Origin of the sequence: Streptomyces sp. KM273126 (assembly GCF_004337435.2) — a bacterium.
In the GTDB taxonomy this organism is placed as follows: domain Bacteria; phylum Actinomycetota; class Actinomycetes; order Streptomycetales; family Streptomycetaceae; genus Streptomyces; species Streptomyces acidicola.
In genome coordinates, this window is sequence record NZ_SJXB02000001.1 from 2,134,607 (window position 1) to 2,151,965 (window position 17,359).

General features: G+C 68.8%; 17 protein-coding genes and 1 pseudogene. 10 read left to right on the plus strand and 8 right to left on the minus strand.

The features are described 5' to 3' along the window. Positions 1–350 precede the first annotated feature (350 nt). Genes pdhA through E0500_RS09205 form a run of 3 tightly spaced genes read left to right on the plus strand, consistent with a single transcriptional unit; the run spans position 351 to position 4,019 of the window. On the plus strand, positions 351–1,577 hold the full coding sequence (gene pdhA / locus E0500_RS09195) for a pyruvate dehydrogenase (acetyl-transferring) E1 component subunit alpha (protein WP_131562830.1): 1,227 nt from the start codon (positions 351–353) through the stop codon (positions 1,575–1,577). After that, complete coding sequence (locus tag E0500_RS09200; protein WP_131562828.1) at positions 1,574–2,569, plus strand: alpha-ketoacid dehydrogenase subunit beta; 996 nt, start codon at positions 1,574–1,576, stop codon at positions 2,567–2,569. The genes pdhA and E0500_RS09200 overlap by 4 nt, the downstream gene beginning before the upstream one ends. A 10-nt stretch (positions 2,570–2,579) precedes the next feature. After that, entirely contained in the window at positions 2,580–4,019 is a 1,440-nt protein-coding gene (locus tag E0500_RS09205; protein WP_131562826.1) for a dihydrolipoamide acetyltransferase family protein, read from the plus strand. Between the two features lie 112 nt (positions 4,020–4,131). Here the strand turns inward: E0500_RS09205 and E0500_RS09210 are convergent, their stop codons facing one another. Next, positions 4,132–4,962, minus strand: a complete 831-nt coding sequence (locus E0500_RS09210) for a D-alanyl-D-alanine carboxypeptidase family protein (RefSeq protein WP_399120176.1) — start codon at positions 4,960–4,962, stop codon at positions 4,132–4,134. A 331-nt stretch (positions 4,963–5,293) separates the two neighbouring features. On the opposite strand from E0500_RS09210, the gene E0500_RS09215 reads away from it, so the two are divergent. Both E0500_RS09215 and E0500_RS09220 read left to right on the plus strand, forming a co-directional pair. After that, complete coding sequence (locus E0500_RS09215; RefSeq protein ID WP_165934968.1) at positions 5,294–6,013, plus strand: GntR family transcriptional regulator; 720 nt, start codon at positions 5,294–5,296, stop codon at positions 6,011–6,013. Next, entirely contained in the window at positions 6,010–7,317 is a 1,308-nt protein-coding gene (locus E0500_RS09220; protein ID WP_131562822.1) for a nitrate/nitrite transporter, read from the plus strand. The genes E0500_RS09215 and E0500_RS09220 overlap by 4 nt, the downstream gene beginning before the upstream one ends. Positions 7,318–7,480: 163 nt before the next feature. On the opposite strand, the pseudogene E0500_RS09225 reads toward E0500_RS09220, so the two are convergent. After that, positions 7,481–8,702: pseudogene (locus tag E0500_RS09225) on the minus strand (RNA-guided endonuclease InsQ/TnpB family protein). 461 nt (positions 8,703–9,163) lie between these two features. Beyond that, complete coding sequence (locus E0500_RS09230) at positions 9,164–9,988, minus strand: maleylpyruvate isomerase family mycothiol-dependent enzyme (protein WP_131572339.1); 825 nt, start codon at positions 9,986–9,988, stop codon at positions 9,164–9,166. A gap of 221 nt (positions 9,989–10,209) precedes the next feature. Here E0500_RS09230 and E0500_RS09235 point away from each other — a divergent pair, with 221 nt between their 5' ends. The 3 genes from E0500_RS09235 (at position 10,210) to E0500_RS09245 (ending at position 13,331) form a co-directional block, all read left to right on the plus strand. Further along, positions 10,210–11,070 (plus strand): carbon-nitrogen family hydrolase, encoded by an 861-nt coding sequence (locus tag E0500_RS09235; RefSeq protein WP_131572290.1) that lies wholly within the window; start codon positions 10,210–10,212, stop codon positions 11,068–11,070. A 201-nt stretch (positions 11,071–11,271) separates the two neighbouring features. After that, entirely contained in the window at positions 11,272–12,984 is a 1,713-nt protein-coding gene (gene ctaD / locus E0500_RS09240) for a cytochrome c oxidase subunit I (RefSeq protein WP_181586920.1), read from the plus strand. Continuing rightward, positions 12,981–13,331 carry a cytochrome C oxidase subunit I gene (locus E0500_RS09245; RefSeq protein WP_131572349.1) on the plus strand — a complete coding sequence of 117 codons (351 nt, stop codon included), beginning with the start codon at positions 12,981–12,983 and terminating at the stop codon, positions 13,329–13,331. Before ctaD ends, E0500_RS09245 begins: the two co-directional genes overlap by 4 nt. On the opposite strand, the gene E0500_RS09250 is transcribed toward E0500_RS09245, so the two are convergent. Both E0500_RS09250 and E0500_RS09255 read right to left on the minus strand, forming a co-directional pair. Continuing rightward, positions 13,235–13,510 (minus strand): DUF397 domain-containing protein, encoded by a 276-nt coding sequence (locus E0500_RS09250; protein WP_181586921.1) that lies wholly within the window; start codon positions 13,508–13,510, stop codon positions 13,235–13,237. The two genes, E0500_RS09245 and E0500_RS09250, sit on opposite strands and share 97 nt — an antisense overlap. Positions 13,511–13,519: 9 nt before the next feature. Next, positions 13,520–14,365 (minus strand): helix-turn-helix transcriptional regulator, encoded by an 846-nt coding sequence (locus E0500_RS09255; protein ID WP_131566162.1) that lies wholly within the window; start codon positions 14,363–14,365, stop codon positions 13,520–13,522. 179 nt (positions 14,366–14,544) lie between these two features. Here E0500_RS09255 and E0500_RS09260 point away from each other — a divergent pair, with 179 nt between their 5' ends. Next, on the plus strand, positions 14,545–14,976 hold the full coding sequence (locus tag E0500_RS09260; RefSeq protein WP_131566165.1) for an ATP-binding protein: 432 nt from the start codon (positions 14,545–14,547) through the stop codon (positions 14,974–14,976). A 13-nt stretch (positions 14,977–14,989) separates the two neighbouring features. Here E0500_RS09260 and E0500_RS09265 read toward each other — a convergent pair whose 3' ends face one another. Both E0500_RS09265 and E0500_RS09270 read right to left on the minus strand, forming a co-directional pair. Next, positions 14,990–15,484, minus strand: coding sequence for an LURP-one-related/scramblase family protein (locus tag E0500_RS09265; RefSeq protein WP_131566167.1), 495 nt, complete (start codon positions 15,482–15,484; stop codon positions 14,990–14,992). Then, on the minus strand, positions 15,481–16,485 hold the full coding sequence (locus tag E0500_RS09270) for a helix-turn-helix domain-containing protein (protein WP_131566170.1): 1,005 nt from the start codon (positions 16,483–16,485) through the stop codon (positions 15,481–15,483). Before E0500_RS09270 ends, E0500_RS09265 begins: the two co-directional genes overlap by 4 nt. 51 nt (positions 16,486–16,536) lie before the next feature. Here E0500_RS09270 and E0500_RS09275 point away from each other — a divergent pair, with 51 nt between their 5' ends. Next, entirely contained in the window at positions 16,537–16,932 is a 396-nt protein-coding gene (locus E0500_RS09275; RefSeq protein ID WP_131566173.1) for a cupin domain-containing protein, read from the plus strand. Between the two features lie 90 nt (positions 16,933–17,022). Here E0500_RS09275 and E0500_RS09280 read toward each other — a convergent pair whose 3' ends face one another. Then, a complete protein-coding gene (locus tag E0500_RS09280; protein ID WP_131566176.1) occupies positions 17,023–17,229 on the minus strand; it encodes a hypothetical protein in 207 nt (68 codons plus the stop codon). Positions 17,230–17,359: the final 130 nt, after the last annotated feature.

A 17,359-nucleotide genomic window follows, 5' to 3' on the forward strand; every position in this document is an offset into this window, starting at 1 on the left:
AGGGGTGGTACAGAACTCTTCCCGAGCTCGGGGTGACCGGGATAACGTGCCGGTGTTCCGGCCCCCTGCGAGGCTGTAACCAGTGCTGTGACCAGCGGCTGTTCCCGATGATGCGAGTTACTTGGAAATCCGACAAAAAGTACTTGGAAATCCAAGAAAAAACGCAGGTCAGGAGGGGTTTCACAGGAATGAGCGGCACTGGGTAACGTGCTTTGTGCAGGGCGCTCGCCGGGGCACCTGTCACGCCTGTTCCCGGCCGAGGGCACCCACCCCGTGCACGGGTATCGGGACCAGGCGAGCCGCACTGGCTACCCGGCAATCCCGGGGGCCGGACCGACGGAGGAGCACACGTGACCGTGGAGAGCACTGCCGCGCGCAAGGCGCGACGCAGCGCCGGAGGCAAGGCCGGCACCACCGGCACCAAGAGCAGCACCACCGGCACCAAGCGCACGACCAGCCGTACCGCCGCGAAGAAGGCGCCCGGCACCGAGCCCGAGCTCGTCCAGCTGCTGACGCCCGAGGGCAAGCGGATCAAGAACGCCGAGTACGACCCCTACGTCGCCGGCATCACCCCCGAAGAGCTGCGCGGTCTGTACCGCGACATGGTGCTCACCCGGCGCTTCGACGCCGAGGCCACCGTGCTCCAGCGCCAGGGCGAGCTGGGCCTGTGGGCCTCGCTGCTCGGCCAGGAGGCCGCCCAGATCGGTTCCGGCCGGGCCGTGACCGACGACGACTACATCTTCCCGACCTACCGCGAGCACGGCGTCGCCTGGTGCCGCGGAGTCGACCCGACCAACCTGCTCGGCATGTTCCGCGGCGTGAACAACGGCGGCTGGGACCCGAACAGCAACAACTTCCACCTCTACACGATCGTCATCGGCTCCCAGACGCTGCACGCGACGGGGTACGCGATGGGGCTCGCCAAGGACGGCGCGAACTCGGCGGTCATCGCGTACTTCGGTGACGGCGCGTCCAGCCAGGGCGACGTGGCCGAGGCGTTCACCTTCTCCGCGGTCTACAACGCCCCCGTCGTGTTCTTCTGCCAGAACAACCAGTGGGCGATCTCCGAGCCCACCGAGAAGCAGACCCGCGTGCCGCTCTACCAGCGCGCCCAGGGCTTCGGCTTCCCCGGCGTGCGCGTCGACGGCAACGACGTCCTGGCCTGCCTCGCGGTCACCAAGTGGGCCCTGGAGCGTGCCCGCAACGGCGAGGGCCCCACCCTCGTCGAGGCGTACACGTACCGCATGGGCGCCCACACCACCAACGACGACCCCACCCGCTACCGCCACGACGACGAGCGGGCGGCCTGGGAGGCGAAGGACCCGATCGCCCGGCTGCGCAGCTATCTCCAGTCCCAAACTGACACGGACGAGGGATTCTTCGCGGAACTCGAAACCGAGAGCGAAGCGTTGGGAAGGCGAGTGCGCGAAGTGGTTCGCACCATGCCGGACCCGGACCATTTCGCCATCTTCGAGAACGTGTACGCGGACGGGCACGCCCTCGTCGACGAGGAGCGCGCCGAGTTCGCCGCCTACCAGGAGTCGTTCGCCGACGTGGAGGAGGGGAAGCAGCGATGACCGCACAGGCTGTGGCGGGGAAGAACATGGCGCTGGCCAAGGCGATCAACGAATCGCTGCGCAAGGCCCTCGAATCCGACCCCAAGGTCCTGATCATGGGTGAGGACGTCGGCAAGCTCGGCGGCGTGTTCCGCGTGACGGACGGGCTGCAGAAGGACTTCGGCGAGGAGCGGGTCATCGACACCCCGCTCGCCGAGTCGGGCATCGTCGGCACGGCGATCGGCCTCGCGCTGCGCGGCTACCGCCCGGTGGTGGAGATCCAGTTCGACGGCTTCGTGTTCCCGGCGTACGACCAGATCGTCACCCAGCTCGCGAAGATGCACGCCCGCTCGCTGGGCAAGGTGAAGCTGCCGGTCGTGGTCCGCATCCCGTACGGCGGCGGCATCGGCGCGGTCGAGCACCACTCCGAGTCCCCGGAGTCGCTGTTCGCGCATGTGGCGGGCCTGAAGATCGTCTCGCCGTCGAACGCGTCCGACGCCTACTGGATGATGCAGCAGGCCATCCAGAGCGACGACCCGGTGATCTTCTTCGAGCCGAAGCGGCGCTACTGGGACAAGGCCGAGGTCAACCCCGAGGCGATCCCGGCCCCGCTGCACAAGGCACAGGTCGTCCGCGCGGGCACCGACCTCACGCTGGTCGCGTACGGCCCGATGGTGAAGCTCTGCCGGGAGGTCGCGGACGCGGCCGCCGAGGAGGGCAAGTCCCTGGAGGTGCTGGACCTGCGCTCGGTCTCCCCCCTGGACTTCGACTCGATCCAGGCCTCGGTGGAGAAGACCGGCCGCCTGGTCGTGGTGCACGAGGCGCCGGTGTTCTTCGGCTCGGGCGCGGAGATCGCCGCGCGCATCACCGAGCGGTGCTTCTACCACCTGGAGGCCCCCGTGCTGCGGGTCGGCGGCTATCACGCCCCGTATCCGCCGGCGCGGCTGGAGGAGGAGTACCTGCCGAACCTGGACCGGGTACTGGACGCCGTCGACCGCTCGCTGGCGTACTGAGGAGAGGGTCGTGACGACGATGACTGAAGCGTCCGTGCGGGAGTTCAAGATGCCCGACGTGGGCGAGGGACTCACCGAGGCCGAGATCCTCAAGTGGTACGTCCAGCCCGGTGACACGGTCACCGACGGACAGGTCGTGTGCGAGGTCGAGACGGCGAAAGCGGCCGTCGAGCTGCCCATCCCGTACGACGGTGTCGTGCGCGATCTCCACTTCCCCGAGGGCACCACCGTGGACGTGGGCACGTCCATCATCGCGGTGGACGTGACGGGCGGCGCTCCCGCGCAAGCCCCTGCGGAGCCCGCGCCGGCCGCCACCGCCAAGGAGGAGCCGGCCGAGCCCGAGGGCCGCAAGGCGGTCCTCGTCGGCTACGGAGTCGCCGAGTCGTCCACCAGGCGCCGCCCCCGCAAGGGAACCCGGCCCGTGGAGCCCCCGCCCGCCGAGGACAAGCTGTACACGGCCCCCGCCCTCCCGGGCGTCCAGGGCGAGCTGAACGGACACGGGACCGGTGCTGCCGGGCCCCGCCCGCTGGCGAAGCCGCCGGTGCGCAAGCTGGCCAAGGACCTCGGGGTCGACCTGGCGACGGTCGCCCCCTCGGGCCCGGACGGCATCATCACGCGCGAGGACGTGTACGCGGCGGCGGCCCCGTCTCCGGCCGCCGAGCCGGTCGCCGGGACTTCCGTGGCCGCCCCGGCGGCGCCCACCGCGCCCGCCGTACCCGCAGCGGCACCGGCGGTGTCGTACGCCGGAGCCCGTGAGACCCGTGTCCCCGTCAAGGGCGTCCGCAAGGCGACCGCGCTGGCCATGGTCGGCTCCGCGTTCACGGCACCGCACGTCACGGAGTTCGTGACCGTCGACGTGACCCGCACGATGAAGCTGATCGAGGAGCTGAAGCAGGACAAGGAGTTCGAGGGCCTGCGGGTGAACCCGCTCCTGCTGATCGCCAAGGCCCTGCTGGTGGCGATCCGCCGGAACCCGGAGATCAACGCGTCCTGGGACGAGCCCAACCAGGAGATCGTGCTCAAGCACTATGTGAATCTGGGCATCGCCGCCGCGACCCCCCGCGGCCTGATCGTGCCGAACATCAAGGACGCCCACGACAAGACACTCCCGCAGCTGGCCGAGGCACTGCGCGAGCTGGTGGGGACGGCGAGGGAGGGCAGGACCTCCCCGGCGGCCATGCAGGGCGGCACCGTCACCATCACGAACGTCGGCGTCTTCGGCGTCGACACGGGCACGCCGATCCTTCCCCCCGGCGAGTCCGCGATCCTCGCCGTCGGCGCCATCAAGCTCCAGCCCTGGGTCCACAAGGGCAAGGTGAAGCCCCGCCAGGTCACGACCCTGGCGCTGAGCTTCGACCACCGCCTGGTGGACGGGGAGCTGGGCTCGAAGGTACTGGCCGACGTGGCGGCCATCCTGGAGCAGCCCAAGAGGCTGATCACCTGGGCATGACAAACAGGGCGTGAGACTGGGGCGGGCGCGAGCCCCGTACCCACCCCGCACGACGAAGGGGGCCACCGACGAGCGGTGGCCCCCTTCGGGCAGCCGTGCGAAGGCCTGAGCCTCAGACGGCGAAGCCGTAGGTCATGATCTTCTTCGCGTCCGACTCACGTGCCGCGATGGAGGTCGAGGCGAGGACGGTGCCGATGACGGTCTTGCCGTTGCGGGTGGCGGCGAAGACGAGGCAGTACTTGGCCTCGGGGCCGGAGCCCGTCTTCACGCCGATGGTGCCGCTGTAGCTGCCGAGCAGCCCGTTCGTGTTCGTCCACGGGCTCATCGTGCGGGTGCTGCCCGTCTTGGTGGTGGTCTTCGCCGTGTACGACTTCGTCTTCACGATCGTGCGGAACGTGGAGTTCTTCATCGCGTTGCTGGCGAGTTTCGTCAGGTCGCGCGGCGTCGAGTAGTTGGAGCCGTTGCCGATGCCGTCGAACGAGTCGAAGCGCGTGTTGGTCAGGCCGAGGTCCTTGGCGGTCGTGTTCATCTTCGAGATGAACGACTTCACGCGCGCCGCACGCGTCGAGCCCGAACCGAACTTGTCGGCGAGGGCGTACGCCGCGTCACAGCCGGACGGCAGCATCAGGCCGTAGAGCAGCTGACGGACCGTGACCTTGTCGCCCACGATCAGGCGGGCAGAGGAGGCGTTCTTGGAGACGATGTAGTCGCTGTAGGCCATCTGGATCGTGACTTTGGCGTCGAGGTTCAGGTTCGGCTGCGCGAGCACGACCTTCGCCGTCATGATCTTCGTGGTCGAACCCGTGGAGAGCCGGGTGTCCGCTGCCTTGGTGTACAGCGACTTGCCGGTCGCGTTGTTCATCGCGTAGCCGCCCTTGGCGGCGATCGTGGGCTTGGTCGCGGCCTGCGCCGGGGCCATGCCGAGGGCGCCGCTGGTGAGCAGCGCGCCGGTGGTGACGACTACGGCGGCGGCTCTGCGGACACGCCTGTCCCGAATGGCGGTATTCAAGTTAAGTACCCCGATTGCGTCAAATGTCTGAGGAGGGCGGCCGGTTGGTCGTCGAGCGCCAAAAGGGCCACTCCTGTGTGACACGTAAGTAGCACAAAAGGTTGTGCTGTTTCCGAGGGGGGTGCCTGTTGCGCGTTGGCGGTCTGATGCGCTTGGTCCGTCCTTGCCCGTCTTTGCCCTGTCCTCGCCCCGGTGCTGCCCCGCCCCTTGTCCCGGATCGTGGACGGGGGCAGTCATGCGTACGTGTTGTATCTATGCTGTGGGCATGCCTTCAGCCCCGCCCGTGACCGAGAACCAGACCAGCGAGAAGCAGACCGCGACCACCGCGGCCACCGAGAAGCACGCGGCGAAGCAGCCCCCCGCCGCCGACCGCGTCTACGCACACGTCAAGCGGGGCGTCCTGGAGCGCCGTTACGAGGGCGGGACGCTGCTCACCGAGGGCGAGCTGGGCGAGGCGGTCGGGGTGTCCCGCACCCCCGTGCGGGAGGCGCTGCTGCGGCTGGAGGTCGAGGGGCTGATCAGGCTCTACCCGAAGAAGGGCGCCCTCGTGCTGCCCGTCTCGGCACAGGAGATCGCGGACGTGGTCGAGACCCGCCAACTCGTGGAGGAGCACTCGGTCCGCAAGTCGGTGCCTGCCTCACCGCAGCTCATCGCCCGCCTGGAGGAACTCCTGGAGCAGCAGAGGACGCAGGCGGCCGCGGGGGACCTGGCCGGAGCGGCCATGACGGACCGCTGCTTCCACGCCGAGATCGTCCGCAGCGGCGGCAACGAGATCCTCTCCCGGCTCTACGACCAGCTCCGCGACCGGCAGTTGCGCATGGGTGTGGCCGTGATGCACGCCCACCCGGACCGCATCACCAAGACGCTGGCCGAGCACCAGGAGATCCTGGAGGCGCTGCGCTCGGGCGACGCGCAGGCCGCCGTGGACATCGTCCACCGGCACGTCAGCTGGTTCTCCAACCTGGCGCGGGGCGAGGTGCGATGAGTACGCGGTCGAGCGCCGGTTCCGCCTCGCTGCCCGGAGATCCGCCCGGTGGCCGCCGCGCGGTCGCCGTCTGGGGCATAGGTGTCTCCGTCTACTTCGTCGCGGTCATCTTCCGTACGTCGCTGGGGGTCGCCGGCCTCGACGCCGCCGACCGCTTCCAGGTGGGCGCCTCCGCCCTGTCCACCTTCTCGATACTCCAGCTGCTCGTGTACGCGGGCATGCAGATACCCGTCGGCCTGCTGGTCGACCGGCTCGGCACCAAGAAGGTGCTGACGATCGGTGTGCTGCTGTTCACCGCGGGCCAGTTGGGGTTCGCCTTCTCCCCCTCCTACGGCATGGCGCTGGCCTCGCGCGCGCTGCTGGGCTGTGGTGACGCGATGACGTTCATCAGCGTGCTGCGGCTCGGCTCACGCTGGTTCCCGGCCCGGCGCGGGCCGCTGGTCGCGCAGCTCGCGGGGCTCGCGGGCATGGCGGGCAACCTGGTCTCGACGCTGGTGATCGCGCGGCTGCTGCACGGCGTGGGCTGGACGGCTGCGTTCGCGGGCAGCTCCGCGGCGGGCGTCCTGGTCCTCGTCCTGATGCTCCTGTTCCTGAAGGACCACCCGGAGGGGTACGAGCCGGAGCCGTTCCCGCACCACGGGTCGGCGTATGTGCGGAGGCAGATCGCGGCGTCCTGGCGGGAGCCCGGAACGCGGCTCGGACTGTGGGTGCACTTCACGACGCAGTTCCCGGCGATGGTGTTCCTGCTGCTGTGGGGCCTGCCGTTCCTGGTCGAGGCGCAGGGGCTCAGCCGGGCGACGGCCGGTGACCTGCTCACCCTGGTCGTACTGTCCAACATGTTCGTCGGTCTGGTGTACGGGCAGGTCGTCGCCCGGCACCACGCGGCCCGGCTGCCGCTGGCGCTGGGCACGGTGGGGACGACCGCGGTGGTGTGGGCGACCACACTCGCGTACGACCGGGCGCCGATGTGGCTGCTGGTCGTCCTGTGTGTGGTCCTCGGTGCGTGCGGCCCCGCCTCGATGCTCGGCTTCGACTTCGCCCGGCCGGCGAACCCGCCCGAGCGTCAGGGAACGGCCTCCGGCATCACGAACATGGGTGGTTTCGTCGCCTCGATGACGACGCTGTTCGCGGTCGGTGTCCTCCTGGACGCGACCGGCGGCGAGTACCGCATCGCCTTCTCGTTCGTCTTCGTCCTCCAGGCCCTGGGCCTCACCCAGATCCTGCGCCTGAGCCGCCGCGCGGTCCGCCGGGAGCGCGAGCGCCTGGTGGCGAGCCGGGTGGAGACGGTGCATGTGCCCGCGTGACGCGGCGCGGGTCGGTCGCGAGGACTGTTCGACTGCTTGATCTCGGCCGGTTGGCCGCAAGGGCCGGTCGCAATCGAGGTGTTGCTCTGTCACGACCGACCGACCGCCGTGCGACCGAGGCGTATTGAATCCGCCCCTCCCTGAAGGGGAGGGGATTTCTGGCTCAGGCGGCCACCTGGGGCAGCGCCCCAGGTGGTCTTACGCCCTCGGCACCAGCCGGGTTGAGACCAGCCCGGACGAGCATCACGCGTGCGGAGTTCTTGTCCCGGGGGGACACGGTCCCGCATGCGGTGCAGGTGTAGGTACGCTCACCCAGCGGCAGTGCGTGCTTGGCTCTCGCTCCGCAGTGCGCGCAGTCCATCGTGGTGTGCGCGGGGTGTACCAGGTGCACGGTGCGTCCGTGCTTGCGGCCCATCTCGATCAGGGACTGTTTCGTGGCGCCGATGGCGGCGTCGGCGGCCTTGCGGGCCATCGAAGTCCTGGCGAGGAACTTCGGCTTGAAGTCCTCGACGGCCAGGGCGTCATGGTCGGTCACGATGGCTTTGGCCCATTTGCGGCCGGTGTCCTGGCGCTGGCGTGCGACCTTCTTGTGCAGCTTGGCGCGCAGTCGCTTCGCCTCGCGGTAGCCCTTCGATCCGGCCTGCCCCCCTTTTCGGCTTGCGGCGGGCCATCATCCGGTCGTACCGGGTCAGCTTCTCCTTGGCCTTCTTGCCGTGCTCGACGTGTGGGAGATCATGGGTGTCGGATGTGGTTGTGGCGGTCTCCTTCACGCCCCAGTCGATGCCGATCACCGCACCGGTTTGCGCCAGCGGCTCGACGGCGGCGGGGACGACGAAGCTGGCGTACCAGTGGCCGACGCTGTCCTGGTAGATGCGGACGCTGGAAGGGTCGGCGGGCAGGTCCCGCGACCACACCACGGTCAGGGCGATCCCGCCCGCCAGGTGCAGCTGTCCGTCCTTCAAGCGGAAGCCGCGCCGGGTGTAGTTGAGGGTGGGCAGCGCCTCGCGCTTCTTCTTCCACTTGGGCATCCCGGCCCGGCGTGCCATGGGCAGCCGGTCTTTGATGTCCTTGTGCGCCTTGGCCTTGGACTTGCCGAAGTCCCTGATGATCTGCTGCTGCGGGACCGAGCTGCCCTCTCGCAGCCATGGGGTCGCCTTACGCGCCTCGGTCAGCATCCTGTCCAGCTCTGCCGGGCCGCACGTCTGTTTGCCCCCAGTGGCCTTGTTATGCAGATGCACGGCCCTGGACTTGGCCACGCACTCGTTCCACACCCACCGGCAGCGGTCCCACTCCGCCACCAGGGCTCTGCGAGCGGTGGACGACAGGCGAAGCCGGAACGTCCACCGGGCGTGCCCCACTCCGTCGGCCCCCGACACTACCGCCACACCACCACCCCCGCCCACGTTCCGGTCACCCGACCCCTGCCGGACGACCGTACGTACGAGCTCCGCACACCCGCACCCCCGTCCCGCCGCGATCACCCCAACCGGCGAACACAGGAACACGCGTACACCTTCACCTGGCTCCGCAACCGGGAAGCCGGATGCGGCGCCGCTCCGCGTCGCCGTCACGGGATGCGGTTCCTCCCTGGCGTGAACGACAGGGCATCCTCACAGGAACACAAGGTGAAGCGAAAGAAGGGCGTGTCCGCCAAGGTCGAGCTCACCGACGGCATCGCCACCACGATCACCGAGGACCACTGAGCGGGCCCGCGAGGTGACGGGCCCGCGAGGTGACGGCGCCCGTCGTATCCCCTTCCGACCGGACCTCCGCCGCGGCCTGCCACACCGGCACCGCGCTACACCGGCACCGCGGCTACACCGTCACCGCGCTACATCAGCACGCGCTACATTGTCACCGCGAACGACCGCAGGATCGCCTTGACCAGCTCGGGATCGCCCTCGCCCTTGACGCGGTCGGCGACGCCTTCGGCGGTGACCCGGCCGCAGGCCAGGCGGACGTAGGTCTCCCAGTCGAGGGTGAGGGTGGCGGCGGGGCCGAGGGAGGGGGCGGTCTCCAGGGTGCCGCGGCCCTGGATGTCCACACGGACGGTACGGATGAACTCCACCGGGCCGTGCACGTCGAAGACGATCGCCGAACTGCGGGGCGCCTGGGCGTCCTCGGCGACGACCTTGGGCAGGACGGAGAGCAGTTCGTCGCGGGCCACGAAGGCGCCCGGAGAGTCGAGGTTCCCTGGCTCACCGAGGGCCGCGCGCAGGTCCTGCTCGTGCACCCAGACGTCGAACGCCCGGTTCCGCATGGCCTGCTCAAGGGTGAGCTCGACGCCGAGGGGGCCGCGCACCTTGGCGTCCGGCTGCCGCGACTCGTTCCGCAGCTGGCGGTTGCGGCGGATGATCGTGTACTCCAGCTCGGAGGTCATCTCCGGCGCGGTGTGGTGGCGGCGGACGTCGACCTGCATCTCCATGTACCGCTGGTGCTCGTTCGTCACGTGGTACAGGTCACGCGGCAGCGTGTGGATCGGGCGCGGATCGCCGAGCATCTCGCAGTCCAGGCCGATGACGTGGGAGACGATGTCACGGACGGACCAGGCAGGGCACGGGGTCCTCCGGTTCCACTCGCCCTCCACGAGCGGCTGCACCAGCTCGGATATCGCGTCCACGGAGTGGGTCCAGGCGTCGGCGTAGGGCTGAAGAGTGGGATGCAGACTCACGGAACGGGACCCCTCGGGCGGTCGGTACGGGAAATGTGTGGGCGGTGGTGTGGGTGGGGGTGGGTTGCGGGCGTCGGCGTTGACGAGTACGGGCGGGCGTCGGCGGCTGTCGGTGGGCGTCGTGGAACGTTAAGTTACGCTGCTACGAGGCAGCCCGGCAGTGCTTTCGTGTGACGATCGTAGGCCCGTGTGGACGGCTCCCATGCCAGGACGGTGGTAGTGTGCGCGCCTCGCTCATCCAGATCGGTGTAGACGAGGGCGAATCGGTCGGTTCGCGTAGACGGCGGGTCGCCTCCCTGATCCGCGAACAGTCCGGTGCCGATCTCGTCGTCCTTCCCGAGCTGTGGACGACCGGCGCCTTCGCGTACCAGGAGTTCGCGGCCGAGGCCGAACCGCTGGAAGGGCCCACGTACGAGGTGATGGCCAAGGCCGCCCGTGACGCGGGCGTATGGCTGCACGCGGGCTCGATTCCCGAACGGGCGGCATCCGACAGCGGCTCCGCCGCGGGTGACGGTCCCCTCTACAACACGTCTCTCATCTTCTCCCCCTCCGGTGAACTCGCCGCCACCTACCGGAAAATCCACCGCTTCGGCTTCGACAAGGGTGAGGCCGTGCTGATGGGCGCGGGCAGTGAGCTGGTCACCGTCCGACTGCCCGGCCCCGCCACCACCCACGGCCTTGCCACTACCCACGGTCCCGCCACCACCCTCGGCCTCGCGACCTGCTACGACCTCCGCTTCCCCGAACTCTTCCGCGGTCTCGTCGACGCAGGCGCCGAGATCCTCGTCATCCCGGCGGGCTGGCCGGAGCGCCGCCGCTCCCACTGGACGCTGCTGGCTCAGGCGCGGGCGGTGGAGAACCAGGCGTACGTCCTCGCGTGTGGAACGGCCGGCACACATGCGGGGGTTCCCCAGGCAGGTCACTCGATCGTGGTGGATCCATGGGGCGAGGTGCTGGGGGAGGCGGGCTCCGGTGAGGAGGTCCTCACGGTGGAGTTCGACCCGGCGAAAGTGGCGGCCACCCGCGAGCAGTTCCCGGCCCTGAAGGACCGGATGCTGGGACTTCGGCCTCCCGGGCGCTGAGCAGCCCCTGCTCACCACCAGCCCTGTGCCGTCGAGCGGCAGGGCTCAACGCTCTGATTACTCCATGAGGGTGTGACCGCCACGCGATCGGCCGAGTGTCGACCGCTCGGGGCGTCGGCCCCGCCCACGTAGACCGCGAGGATGACGGGCGAACGGGCGACTGACGCGGGGAAACCGCGAGCATGGGGAGACGCACGGCTTGTGAGCATTCTCAACGAACCCGAGGGGCCGATCGCCACCTACGAGAGCGAGTTGCCCGTCAGGCGCAGGCAGCCCGGCAACGTCGTGGTGAAGTGGCTGACGACCACCGATCACAAGACGATCGGAACGCTGTATCTGGCGACGTCCTTCGCCTTCTTCTGCTTCGGTGGCGCCATGGCGCTGCTCATGCGTGCCGAGCTGGCCCAGCCCGGTACCCAGATCATGTCGAACGAGCAGTTCAACCAGGCGTTCACGATGCACGGCACGATCATGCTGCTGATGTTCGCGACACCGCTGTTCGCCGGCTTCACGAACTGGATCATGCCGCTGCAGATCGGCGCACCGGACGTGGCCTTCCCGCGACTGAACATGATCGCCTACTGGTTCTACCTGTTCGGCTCGCTGATCGCCGTCGGCGGCTTCCTCACCCCGCAGGGCGCCGCCGACTTCGGCTGGTTCGCCTACTCGCCGTTGACGGACATCGTCCACTCCCCGAACATCGGCGGCGACATGTGGATCATGGGTCTGGCCTTCTCCGGCTTCGGCACCATCCTCGGCGCGGTCAACTTCATCACCACCATCATCTGCATGCGCGCACCCGGCATGACGATGTTCCGCATGCCGATCTTCACCTGGAACGTGCTGCTGACCGCGGTCCTGGTCCTCTTCGCCTTCCCGATCCTGGCGGCGGCACTGTTCGCGCTGGAGGCGGACCGCAAGTTCGGCGCCCACGTCTTCGACGCGTCCAACGGCGGAGCCCTGCTGTGGCAGCACCTGTTCTGGTTCTTCGGCCATCCGGAGGTGTACATCATCGCGCTGCCGTTCTTCGGCATCGTCTCCGAGGTGATCCCGGTCTTCTCCCGCAAGCCGATGTTCGGCTATCTGGGCCTGATCGGCGCGACGATCTCCATCGCGGGGCTTTCGATCACCGTGTGGGCGCATCACATGTTCGTCACCGGCGGTGTGCTGCTGCCGTTCTTCGCCTTCATGACGTTCCTCATCGCCGTCCCGACCGGGGTGAAGTTCTTCAACTGGATCGGAACCATGTGGAAGGGCAGCGTGTCCTTCGAGACCCCGATGCTCTGGGCGACGGGCTTTCTCGTCACGTTTCTCTTCGGTGGTCTGACCGGTGTCATCCTGGCCTCGCCCCCGATGGACTTCCACGTGTCCGACTCGTACTTCGTGGTGGCCCACTTCCACTACGTCGTCTTCGGCACCGTCGTCTTCGCGATGTTCTCCGGCTTCCACTTCTGGTGGCCGAAGTTCACCGGCAAGATGCTGGACGAGCGCCTCGGCAAGGTCACGTTCTGGACGCTGTTCGTGGGATTCCACGGCACCTTCCTGGTCCAGCACTGGCTGGGCGCCGAGGGCATGCCGCGCCGTTACGCCGACTACCTGGCGGCCGACGGCTTCACCACCCTGAACCTGGTCTCGTCGATCAGCTCGTTCGTTCTCGGCGCGTCGCTGCTGCCGTTCCTCTACAACGTCTGGAAGACCGCCAAGTACGGCAAGAAGGTCGAGGTCGACGACCCCTGGGGTTACGGCCGCTCACTGGAGTGGGCGACCTCCTGCCCGCCGCCACGGCACAACTTTCTCACCATGCCGCGGGTCCGCAGCGAGTCCCCGGCGTTCGACCTGCACCATCCCGAGATCGGAAGGGCCGAGGCCGAGGCCTACGGAGTGTCGGCGACGACCGACAGAGGACACGGGTGAGTGATCTGCCGGGACACGAGGCTGACAGCGGGCTCAGCAACGAGGTGGAGGGATACCTGCTGTGGCAGGCCAGAATCGCGGAGGCGACGCGGCGCGCGCAGGCGTTCGTCCGGCCCATGGAATGGCTGACCACGGCGCAGCGCACGGAAATCGAGCAGCACTACATCGCCGACAGCCTCGTGCAGGCTCGAAAGGACCTTGAACGCATCGCCGCCCGGTGCCTGTCGCTGCGTGCCGAATACGAAAGCCGCTATCGAAAGCTGCGGCGGCGCTGTGTGGGCTGGACGCTGGCCGCCTGCGCCTGTGCCTGCTTCACGACGGTGGCCACGCTGTTGCTGATCCTTTGAGGGTAACGTACTGCTGCGAGCAGGGCGGTCAGGGCGGCCGGGGTGGGCGCGAGGATCGTGGCAGGGGTGTCGCTTTCTCGGAGGTGGAGGGTGGTGGGGGTGGCGGCTATTTCGAGACAGTTGGTGTCGGCGGCTCCTCCGGAGAACGATGACTTCTGCCAATGGAGGGTTTCAGGCATGGGATTCCTTCACAGTTCTTGGGCGATACGGCGGACGAGGTCAAGGGAAGCATGCTGCGGGAGCGCTGCGGTGTCGATGCTTTTGAAGAGGGCCCGGTAGCGATTCAGTCGTGCTGATGCGTCGACGAACTCGGTGCCATGCGTCGTGTCGATCTGTACGGTATCGAGTTGAGGGACGACCCCGTACACGTACTGCATGGCAAATCCCGCCCCGGCGAATCCTTCGGCCGCGAAGGGGACGGCTCGAATAGTGACCGTTTCCCTGCTGGCTGCCCGGAGGAGGTGTTCGAGCTGAGCGCGGGCAACCTTGGAGCCGCCGACACGCATCCGCAGCGCGGCTTCGTGGATAACGACGTCGTAAGGGGTGCCTGACTCAAGTACCTGCTGGCGGCGCATTCGGAACGAGACGCGAACCTCACGGTCCTGCTCGGGGAGGTTCGGTTCGACGAACAGCGAGGCCGCGCGCATGTGGTCCTCGATCTGGAGAACTCCAGGGATGTGTACTACTTCGAATGCGCGGACGTATGAGGCGTGGTGCTCCAACTCGGCGAGGTCGAGCGCCGTAGGTGGCAGCACGTCGCGGTACTCCTCCCACCAGCTCCTACCCCGTTCGTTGGCCATGTCGACGAGCGCCTCGATGAGTTGGGCGTCAGCGCAGGAGTAATGCGCGGCAAGCCTGCGCAACCGCTCCTCGCTGATGCCGTGCTTGCCTGACTCGATGTTGCTGATCTGGGCCTGGCTCGTGCCCAGCCAGGCGGCGACGTCTCGGGACACCAGGCCCGCAGCCTCGCGCAGCCTGCGCAACTCCGCGCCGAGGCGCACCTGACGTGCAGTGGGAATGACCCTCGGCGGCATGACGTCTCCTCAGTTCCACGGACTCGCTTGCGGCGTTGCAAATATACCGAGTACCTTCGTGTCGTACTCACGGAGGGTGTCCATCCGGTCACTCACCCGCAACTCCCGTACGCCCGAAGCCCGTTGCAGCAACGCGGTCGGGCCGCACAACCCCCCTCACCCCCCGGAGTTGATGCACCATGCCCTCGTACACCCTCATCTGTCCTCCCCTCGACACCTCCCCCCACATCGCCCGCGACTTCGTCGCCACCGTCCTGCACGCACTCAAACTGGACCGCACCCTCGTCGAGGACGCGATCCTCTGCACCTCCGAACTCGTCACCAACGCCTGCGTGCACGCGAAGGGTGGTGACGGCACCGTGCTGTGGCTGGCGGTGGAGGAGGGACGGCTGCGGGTGGTGGTGTACGACGGGGACGAGAACCCGCCGGTGATAAGGGAACTCACCTCGGAGACGTGGGAGCACGGCGGCGGCCGGGGCCTGTACATGGTGGACACCCTCACCGAGGGCCGCTGGGGGCATGCTCCAGACATCCCGTACGCAGGGCTCGCGCACCCGGAGGGCAAGGCGGTGTGGTTCGACCTGCCCGTGCGGCACCCGGCGGCACCGTGACCGACGAGTGCCCTCAGTCGCCCTCCCGCTCCCGCTCCGCCAGGTGGATCACGCACACCGTCACGGCGATCAGCAGGGCCGGGTCCGCGTCATCCCGGACGACGTCCACGCCGTAGGTCTCCCGAATGTGCAGCCACCTGCGGGAGATGACGGCGAGGAGTTCGCCGTCGTACTCGACGGCGAACTCGCGGTCGAGGATCTTGCCGCTGACGTCGAGTTCCGTGCCGTCCACGAGGGACACCCGGTAGTGGTTGCGCAGCAGGGAGAGGCGTTTGCGGCGGACGGTCGCCAGGGGCTGCCCGTCCCGCTCGATCACCATCGTGTCCCGCAGCGCGAACATCTTCTGGCGGATGTCGATCAGGACGCGCCCCTGGGTGTCCTTCAACTCGAAGGTGTCCCGCAGCCGCAGCGCCTTGCCGTCGACGAGGAACGCCCTGCGGCCGTGGTCGTCCTCGATCCAGTAGTCCTCGCCGATGCCGAGGAGCCGGTCGCGTACCAGGAATCTCATGTACCCACCGGTTCCCCGGGGGCGGGTCCGAAACGCCGCCGGTAGGCCGACGGGCTGAGTCCTGTCTCCCGCCGCAGCCGCGCCCGCAGGTTCGCCGCCGTGCCGAGGCCGCTGCGCGCCGCCACGACGTCGAGGCGCTCCTCGCCCCGCTCGATCAGGCGGCAGGCCAGCGCCACACGCTCGCCGGTGAGCCACGCCAGCGGGGTGGTCCCGAGCTGGGCGCGGAAGCGGCGGTGGAGTGTGGCCGCGCTGACCGCCGCGTGTGCGGCGAGGTCGGCCACCGTCAGCGGGTCGCCGAGCCGTTCCTGTGCCCACGCCAGCAGCGGTGCCAGGGACTCGTCGGGCACCTCGGGCAGGGGGCGCTCCACGAACTGCCGCTGGCCGCCGTCGCGGTGGGCGGCGAACACCAGTCTCCGGGACACCGCGTTCGCGATCTCGGCGCCGTGGTCGCGGCGGACCAGGTGCAGCCCCAGGTCGAGCGCCGCCGCGCTGCCGGCTGAGCTCAGCACGTCGCCCTCGTCCACGAAGAGCACGTCCGGCTCCAGCAGGACCTTCGGGTGGAGCTTGCGGAAGGAGTCGGCCCAGCGCCAGTGGGTCGTGGCGCGGCGGTTGTCGAGCAGCCCGGCCTCGGCGAGCGCGAAGGAACCCGTGCAGAAGCTCACGATGCGAGCCCCGCGCGCGTGGGTGCGGCGGATGGCGTCCCGTACGGAGGCGGCGCGCGGTACGACGTTGTCCGGGCGGCCCGGTACGAGGAGGGTGTCCGCGGAGTCGACGGCGTCCAGCCCCGCCACACCGGAGAGCCTGAAGAACCCGTGGTTCATCCGGATGTCCGGCGCCGGTGCGCACAGCGTGAGCTCGTACAGCGGCCGCGCGAGCCCGAGTTCGGGCCGTGGCAGGCCGAACAGCTCGGTGGCGACGCCCACCTCGAACGGGTTCGTGCCCTCGTCGACGATCACCACGACACGGTGCGGGCCCGATGCGTGCGAGGATTCTTGCGCCATATGCGATTTCTAGCACTCGTGCGGGCGGACGGCAGCCCCGACGATGACCGCATGGAACCCACGGAACCGCTCTCTCTCGCCAAGGCCCTCGCGTCCTTCGACGCCCTGTGGAGCCCCCGGGTCGTCACGACCGTCAACGACTACGACGTACGCGTCGCCAAGGTGGCCGGCGAGCACGTGTGGCACGCGCACGACCACACCGACGAGTTCTTCCTCGTGCTGGACGGCGAACTGCACATCGCGCTGCGCGAACCGGCCGGTGAACGGACCGTCGTGCTGCCCAAGGGGTCGGTCTTCACCGTCCCGCGCGGGACCGAGCACAAGCCGATCGCGCCGGAGGGCGCCTCGATCCTGGTGTTCGAGCCGTCGGGGACACTCAGCGTGGGCGACCGCCACGACGAGGTCCCGGACCATGTGGACGCGACGACGGGACACGCACTGGGCTGAGCGGTCGCCTCGGCATGGGCGGGGGCGCCCGAAGTGCTCCGGGCACCCCCGCGCCGGTCGGCCGCAGTCCGCGCCGGTCCGGTTCGCCGGCTACCGGTAGCCCTCCCGTATGTCCGCGTCCCATTCGTCGTCGTAGGAGCGGCGCGGTTCCTCCTGGGTGCCGTGCAGCTCGGGCATGTCCATCGGCTCGCGCTCGTGATCCTCGTACGGGGCGTGCCCGCTCGTGCCGCGGTCCTGCCTGCCGTCATGGTGCGCGGCGCGGTCGCGGGTGCGGGGGCTGCCGGTCTCGTGTGCCATGGAACTGCTCCTCGGAGTCGTTCCCCCCCTGCTTCCGTCGAATATCCCTCCAACGTCCCTCGTACGCATCCGGTGCGGATTCGGCTACGGAAAGTGACAGAGGTAGCGGCAAGACCAGCGGTCGGCGTAC

Bases quoted from the DNA above. Each gene is read 5' to 3' on its own strand.
- E0500_RS09200 (WP_131562828.1), top strand. From the start codon at position 1,574: ATGACCGCACAGGCTGTGGCGGGGAAGAACATGGCGCTGGCCAAGGCG.
- E0500_RS09215 (WP_165934968.1), top strand. From the start codon at position 5,294: ATGCCTTCAGCCCCGCCCGTGACCGAGAACCAGACCAGCGAGAAGCAG.
- E0500_RS09220 (WP_131562822.1), top strand. From the start codon at position 6,010: ATGAGTACGCGGTCGAGCGCCGGTTCCGCCTCGCTGCCCGGAGATCCG.
- E0500_RS09250 (WP_181586921.1), bottom strand. From the start codon at position 13,510: ATGCCTGAAACCCTCCATTGGCAGAAGTCATCGTTCTCCGGAGGAGCC.
- E0500_RS09255 (WP_131566162.1), bottom strand. From the start codon at position 14,365: ATGCCGCCGAGGGTCATTCCCACTGCACGTCAGGTGCGCCTCGGCGCG.
- E0500_RS09260 (WP_131566165.1), top strand. From the start codon at position 14,545: ATGCCCTCGTACACCCTCATCTGTCCTCCCCTCGACACCTCCCCCCAC.
- E0500_RS09265 (WP_131566167.1), bottom strand. From the start codon at position 15,484: ATGAGATTCCTGGTACGCGACCGGCTCCTCGGCATCGGCGAGGACTAC.
- E0500_RS09270 (WP_131566170.1), bottom strand. From the start codon at position 16,485: ATGGCGCAAGAATCCTCGCACGCATCGGGCCCGCACCGTGTCGTGGTG.
- E0500_RS09275 (WP_131566173.1), top strand. From the start codon at position 16,537: ATGGAACCCACGGAACCGCTCTCTCTCGCCAAGGCCCTCGCGTCCTTC.
- E0500_RS09280 (WP_131566176.1), bottom strand. From the start codon at position 17,229: ATGGCACACGAGACCGGCAGCCCCCGCACCCGCGACCGCGCCGCGCAC.